The 7,368-nt window shown below is 67.6% G+C and carries 3 protein-coding genes; all 3 read right to left on the bottom strand.

Annotated elements, in window-relative coordinates:
* Window positions 1-813 precede the first annotated feature (813 nt).
* Entirely contained in the window at window positions 814-2,817 is a 2,004-nt protein-coding gene (locus Pka01_RS40385; protein ID WP_203888315.1) for a ThuA domain-containing protein, read from the bottom strand.
* 78 nt (window positions 2,818-2,895) lie between these two features.
* A complete protein-coding gene (locus tag Pka01_RS40380) occupies window positions 2,896-6,825 on the bottom strand; it encodes a ThuA domain-containing protein (protein WP_203888314.1) in 3,930 nt (1,309 codons plus the stop codon).
* A 210-nt stretch (window positions 6,826-7,035) separates the two neighbouring features.
* The coding region (locus tag Pka01_RS40375; protein WP_203888313.1) for an ROK family protein at window positions 7,036-7,368 on the bottom strand (333 nt) is incomplete at its 5' end.

Here is a 7,368-nt window from a genome sequence, read left to right as displayed (position 1 = left end):
TTTACGGCCATTCCGTCCGCGTGCAGGCGAGCGAGCGCTTCGCGGATGACCTCGCTCTCCGCGCTCAGGTCGACGACATCGTGAAAGGCGGCGTCGCGGAGCCCGAAGGCGCCGTAGGCCATGAGCGCGATCGTCGCTTCGTCGTCCATCGTGACGTGAGGTCCCTTCTAGCGTCTTCGCGAACCTGTTGACATCGGTCGCAACGCTGCTGCATGCTGACGACCACTCGGATCGTATAGGAAAGGTGACGGATGCTAGCCATCCTGCACCATCGCGGAACCGCCCGCCAGCGCCCTGCTTCGACCACCTAAAGCTCCCCTGAGCATGCTCGACGTCCTGCTCGGTTCGCCATCAGGCCACACAAGGACCGAAGGACTTCTCGACTGACTGAAGACCCAGTACGGCGCGGCGTACTCGTGAGGCCGGTCTGCGGGGCGGCGCCCGCGACAGCCCGGCAATTCGACCAAGGGTCACCGTCATCTTCCTCCCCTCCGATCGCGGACGCATCCGTTCTCCGCGTCGCGGAACGCGTTCTTTCATTTCATTCGGCCGGCTCATCACGACCTCGCGATCGGCCTCGGTGATCGCCCCTGCCGGCGCAACCGCCGTCGCCCTGGACCTAGTGTTCGAATGCCGCCTGCAGGGCGTCGACCCGACCGCATCACCGCTCCCTTCGGAGGATGGGTCACGTGCGGCACCTACCGATGTTTCGTCGATGATCATGAGAAGGTCGTGCATGAATCCGCGATAGTAGTGCGCTCCAGCGTCAGCGCGGCGGGAGCGGCGATCCACCGCCCCCGCCGCGTGAACGGGTCAGCGGTTGCGGTTGAGGTTCTGCATCCACTCCCGCAGCTCGCGCGCCTGCCGCGCGAGCTCGGAACGCGCCGCAGCGTCGCCGGAGGCCTTGTCGTTCGCCAGGGCGACGATCGAGTTCAGCGCCGGGATGGCGGTGGTGTAGTTGGTTGCCAGGTAGCTGTCCCGCGCGATGTCCAGGGCGGCACCGGCGGCGTCCGCGGCGGCCGCGGTCAGCAGCCCGGCCGCTCGGTCGGCCTCGATCAGCAGGCTGGTCTCGCGGTAGGACGAGCAGTTAGCGCCCTTGCGGTCGGCGGTCGTCTCGATCCCGCCGAGGATGATCCGCATGAACGAGTCGTCGTAGTACTGCGTCCGGAAGTGGCCGAGGATGGTCGAGAACGCCTTGCCACCGTCCCAGTTCTGGCACCACGTGATCGGGTGGTCGCCGTTCATCAGTTGCAACGGGTTGGTGGCCGCGTTGCCGCTGTTGAGGCTGCGCTGGTAGCTGTCCTCGTTGAGGCTCAGCAGCGTGTGCACGTCGGCCCGCATGTTGCGGTCGAAGTTGTAGAGCTCGTCGACCGTCATCCACCGGGCAGGGAGATGCGCGGTCGCCGGGTGCGTTTTGTCCTCGGTCACCACCTCGGTGTGGATGCAGCTGCCGCACTGGCCGAACCCGTTCTGGCCGTTCGGATGGCTGGTGAAGAACCCACCGACGAGGTCGCCGTACCACGGCCAGGTGCCGATCTCGAACGAGTCGGCGGCGCCGTGGATGCCGACATAGCCGCCGCCCTGGTGCATGTAGGCCTCGAAGTTCGGCTGCTCGGTGATCGCATTGAGCGGGCCCGGGTGCCCGACGTTGGACTCGAAGACGATCGTGTCGTACTGCTTGAGCGTGTCGAGGCTCAGGAACGGGCTCGTGGGCAGCGTGACGGTCGGGAGTTGCGGGTCGTAGACGTCGACGTTGAAGTTGTGCGCGATGCCGAGCTTCTGGATCGCGGCCACGGTGTGCGGGATGTGGTCGTGCCGGAAGCCCGTCGTCTTGGAGAAGACCAGGACGTTGTAGTCGGCGTGCGGGTTGTGCGGGAGCGGGGCGAGCACCGGGTCCGGGATGAACTTCGGGCCCTCCGCGGGCTCAGACTTGAGGCCCGTCGCGGGCTCCGGCGCGAGCCGGCCGTTGAGCTGGTCGATCAGGTAACGCGTATCGCCCACGAGTGTGTTGCGGACCGAGCCGTGCGCGATCCGGTCGCCGGCGATCGAGACGAACTCGTTCAGGACCTGGCGCGCTTCCTTGGCCGAACCGGCGTCGGCGAGCGCCTTCGCCTGGTCGAGCTTGGCTTGGAGCGCCGCGCCGACCTCCGCCGGGACGCTGCCGGCGGTCACGAACCGGGCGATCAGCGTGCCGACGTCCGCGAACGATGTCGTCACGATGAACGTCTGCGTGTACTTCGCGCTGTTGGAAGCAGCGTCAGAGAGATGCACCGCGAGCTTGTGCACGCCGAGCGACAGGTCGGAGGTCTGCACCGGCAACGGCGGGACCAGCTTGCCGTCGAGGTACATGTTCAGCACAGCCACTCCGCCCGAGCCGGGGGTGGGGTCCGTGCGCGTCGGGATAAGTGTGGCGACGTGACCGACGTGACCGTCGGTGATCGCCGGGTACGATGCAGCCGGCACGCGCGTGTCGATCCGGACCGAGATCGAGCGGAACGCCGCGACGTTTCCGGACGTGTCGACCGCGCGGTACCGGACGCTGGTGTTGCCCTCCTGTGTGATCACCGCCGACGCCGTGGCCGACGCCGGCGCCCCCGCGACGGGCACGTCGATGTAGGCGGCGCCGCCGTTGAGCGAGTACTGGAACTTGTCGATGCCGACGTCGTCGGTCGCCGACATGTTCAGCGTCACCGAGCCGCGGTACCAGTTGTTCTGGCCGGTCGGCGCAGAGGGCGACAGCGTCGCCACGTTGATCGTCGGCGGTGTCGTTTCCTGTGCCCACGACGGTGCCGCGGGGATGAGTGCGGCCGCCGTCACGCAGGCGGCCACTACCGATGTGCGAAATCTTCTCCGCATTAGTGTCTTCTCTCTCTTGCTGCTATACGGGCGGGTTCGCTAGGTGCCGATGCCCGTGCCGACGAACTCGGCCCAGTTGAGGTTGAACAGGTTGCCGCCCGTGGCGCCACCCGTGACCGAGCGGAACACCAGGAACAGCTCATGCGTCCCGGACATCGAGACCGGGAACGTCTGGCTCGTCCAGGTTCCCGTTCCGCCGGTGGACATGAGGTTGGCCGTCGTCAGGATCGGCCCGGTGATCGAGTCCTGACGGACCTCGATCGCCGCCAGCGGCGACCCGGGCGTGCGGCCGGTCGTCGCGTCCACCACGCGGAACGTGATCGAATCGATGTTGGTCAGGTTGAATGGGCCGTTGAGCTGGAGCCAGTCGCCCGAGCCCAGGCTGCCGCGGTGCACGCCGTCGCCGCCGTCGGTGTTGGTCGCCGTGTTGGTGCCGGACTGGTTGACGACGAACTCCACCTCCTGGTGCTTCTGGCGGATCTGGTGCTGGCCGGTCGTGGTCAGCTGTGGGACGCCGCCCGGACCGCCGTGGTCGGTGTAGCGCGCCTGGATCACGCCGGAGACGTTGCCGCCGTGTGAGACGTCGTCGGCGATCGTGTGGAGCACGCCCGAGCAGCCGTTGACGGACTCCTCGGCGTGGCCGTGCGTGTCGTGGCCGAGCACGAACGTCACCTGCACCTCGGAGCAATTCACCGTCCCGTCCTCGGGGTCGGTGACCGTGACCGAGAACGGGATGTCGTCGCCGAACGCGAACGTCCCGCCCTCCACCGGCGTATTGACGACCACCGTCGGGCTCGTGTTGCCCACGGTGATCACGGTGCTGGTCGAGGTTTGCTTGCCGGACGAGTCGAGCACGGTCAGCACGGCCGTGTAGCGGCCGGACTGCGTGTAGGTGTGTGTCGGGTTCGGGTCGGTCTCGATCGCCGAGCCGTCGCCGAAGTTCCACTCGTAGCGGATCGAGTCGCCGGGATCCTCATCCAGCGAGCCGGCGCTGGAGAAGTTCACGGTCAGCGGCGTTGAGCCGTCGGTGCGGTCCGTGGTGAGCACGGCCTTCGGCGCGCGCTTGCCCTTGACGTACTCCCACTTGTACATGCCCGCGTCGGGGCTGATGACGTTGAACCCGTTGCCGTAGGTCAGCATGTAGAACGCGCCGTCAGAACCGAACTGCACGTCCATCGGGTTGTCGCACTCGAACCGGAACCTGCCTGCCCCGGCGTTCGCACGGCTGCCGCAATCCAGGAAGTTGTTGATCTTCTGGATGTGGTTGTTCTGCTTGTCGAGCTTGACCTCGCGCAGCGTGTCCTGCGTCCACTCGCTGATGATCACCGAGTCGTCGTAGTACGGCGGGAACTTGTTAGGGTTCGGGTTCTTCGCGTCGTAGTGGTACTTCGCGACCCCGTGCGGACCGACGCCGCCGGTGTAGAGCTCGGGGAACAGCCGCGGGCATTCGGTCGTCGAGCCGGGCGCGATCGGGCCCGGGGTCGGCGCGTAGTAGGCCTCGCACGGGGTGCCGAGCGGCGCGTTCGTGTTGTTGTCGCGGTAGGAGTACCAGATGTCCGGGTCGGTGACCGGCGGGACGTCCCTCAGGCCCGGCTCGACCGTCGGACCGCCCTCAATGTTCCACAGCGAGTCGTTGCGCTGGGTCGGCCCGTCGCAGTCGAACTTCTGAGGCGGGTTGTTCAGCGGCGTGCCCGCGGTGGTGGTGCCGGGCGCGAACTCGTGGAAGTTCCACTGGTAGTGCGCGAGGTCGCGCTTGTAGCACGTCGGCCAGCCGTAGTTGGACGGCTTGCGCACGATCTCGTAGCGGCCGGTGCCCGACGGGCCGTGCGAGCGCTGCGGTGTCTGGGCGTCGGGCGAGTAGTCGCCGATGTAGGCCACGTCGTTCTCGTCGACCTGGATCCGGAACGGGTTGCGGAAACCCATCGCGTAGACCTCCGGCCGCGTCTTGTCCTGCGGCGCGCCCGCGACCAGCGGGAACAGGTTGCCCGACGGGATCGAGTAGGCGCCCGTGCCGGAGCCGAAGTCGACCTTGTTGGCGTCGGCGGCGGAGATGTCGCCGCCCTTGACCTTGATCCGCAGCACCTTGCCGCGCAGATCGTTGGTGTTCAGCGCGCTGCGGCGCGAGTCACCGGTGAGCCGCTGATACCAGCCGCCCGCCTGCGCCGTGGCGGTGGCGATCGCCGGCGTGGCGGTGCCGGTCAAGCCGGCGCCGTCGGCGGTGATCTGCGGCTGATCGGACTGCTGCTTGCCGCGGCGGAAGAACACGTTGAGGTTCGACGTGTTGACCGGGCCGCCGCTGGTCTGGATCTCATCCGCCTCGATGTTCGAGAGCGCCTCGAGCGCCGCGTCGATCGCATTGCGATCCGCGTTCCACGCGATCGGCTCCGTCGTCTGACCCTCGAAGGTCAGGGTGAACGTGCCGCCCGTCGCGTTGGTGACGCGCACGGTCTGCTGCTCGTCGGTCTTCTGCGAGTTGTACGGCCCGTAGCCGCCGCCGTTGATGCCGCCCGCGGGCGTGTCATCGCCGGTGACCATCCAGAGGTTGCCGTGCTTGTCGAAGTCGATGTCGCCCGCGACGTGGCAGCACTCCTGGCGGTTGACCGGCACGCGCATGATCTGCTGCTCGGAGCCCATGTCGAGGTGCGCCGGTGTGCTGTCGGTGGCGTCGACGAACTTGAAGCGGCTGAGCTGGAAATAGCCCACGTACGGATCCCACGCGGTCTTGGACGCCGCCACGTCCGGCGGGGTGGTGTTCGGCGTGATCTGGGTGACGACCGATCCGTCGCTCAGCTTGACGTCGGTGACCTCCTTCGCCGAGTAGTAGAGGTAGACCCACTTGTTGGTCGCGAAGTTGGCGTCGACCGCCGGGCCATAGAGCCCGTCCTCGCCCGCGGAGTAGATCTGCTGCGTCATCGGCAGGCTCGGATCGGCGAAGTTGGCGACGACCGTGGTGACGCCCGTGGTCGAGTCGTGCATGCGCAGCGAGCCGAGGCGGTCCGTCTGCAGAACGCGGCCGTCCGGCAGCTGGTCGAAGCCGATCGGCTCCTGCAGGTTCGGCGGCGAGCCGATCTTCGTCTGCTGGTAGTTGGCCAGCACGGTCGCGCCGCAATCGCTGTAGACCGGGTCGGCCTGGCCCGCGGCCCAGCCGATCGCGCCCTTGAGGTGCTTGGTGAGGCCGGCGTCGAAGCTCGCGGCCGTGTTGCCCAGGCCGGTGTAGAACGAGCGGCCGCCCTGGAAGTCCTTACACCACGAGACCGGGTGATCGGCGCCCATCGTGCCCCCGGCGATCCCGTCGAGGTTGGCGCCCTGCGGCTGCGGCCCGAACGGGTCCTCGACAACGGTGGCGAGGACGTGTGACACACCGCGGACGTTCTTCGCGAAGTTGTACCAGTTGTCGGTCCGCGACCAGAACTGCGGCAGATCCTTGCTCGCGTCGTGGACGCGGTCGGCGACCTTCACGTCACCCGATTGCACGTCGGTCCTGCCGGACGCACGCGTCCCCAGGATGTCAGTCAGGAACGACCAGGACTCGTCGGTCTCGACCGCCGAGCCGACGCCGACGAAGCCGCCGCCGTCGCGGAAGTAGCTCTCGAAGTTCGCGCGTTGCGCGTCCGTGAGCGGGCTCGCGTGACCCGTGTCCAAGAACACGACCGCGCGGTACTGCTCCAGCTTCTTCTCCGTGAAATGGTCGCCCACGTCAGCGGGCACGGGCGCCACGACCGTGAAATGACCGGTTCTGGCCGCATCCCGGATCGCGGCCAGGCCGGCCGACGACACCGCGTCCTGGGTGCTGCGCACCACGAGCACCTTGAAGCGGGCGTCTGGTGGTGCGGGCTTGGCGGCAGGCTCGGACGGCTGCGGCAGCGCCGGTGCAGCGACCTTGAAAGCGGGCTCAGCCGCCGTGGCGGCCTCGGCGCTCACCGGCGTCGCGAGGAGCGAGATGAAAGGGGCGATGAGGGCTAAGGCCATCGTGGTCGCGGTGCGCCGTCTCGGGCGTCGTCCGTCTTCTGGGGGGACTGCGTCGAGCAGCCTGGCCCACGTTCGATGACGTGGTGACATGAAAAACCCTTCCTGACTGGGGGGATGTCAGGCAAGGCGCGCGCCGCCGCGCTTATTGCCACTTGGTGGTAGCGGATATTGCGGTTGCTGGAGGGTGCCGTCTCCAGGTCTGTGGGGCCGTCAGTAAGGTGCCGGCCTGGGTAAATCCATGAGCGTGGTCGGGTCGTCGACGATGTGGTTGATCACCATGCTCGCCGCGCCACGGGAGGCGGCGCCGAAGCCGAGCGTGGAGGCGACGAATCGGCACTGGGCGGCTGGAGCTGCCACCACGAGCCGTTGCAGCTGATCTTGTGCGTGTGGCAGCAGCCACTGGGCCAGCGAGGCGAAATAGCCTCCGATGACGATCACTCGCGGGTTGAACAGGTTGGCCAGGATCGAGCCACCGAGCCCGAGCCACTCGCCGACCTGTGCCACCGCCATCGTCGTGCGCCGGTCGCCAGAGGCCAGGCCTCT

The organism is Planotetraspora kaengkrachanensis, from assembly GCF_016862895.1.
In the GTDB taxonomy this organism is placed as follows: Bacteria; Actinomycetota; Actinomycetes; order Streptosporangiales; family Streptosporangiaceae; genus Planotetraspora; species Planotetraspora kaengkrachanensis.
Note: the sequence above shows the minus strand (reverse complement) of the source record. Positions and strands in the feature narration are given on the sequence as shown.

What these genes read in the sequence shown, in the direction of transcription:
- Pka01_RS40380 (WP_203888314.1), bottom strand. Translation starts at nt 6,825, where the DNA reads ATGGCCTTAGCCCTCATCGCCCCTTTCATCTCGCTCCTCGCGACGCCG.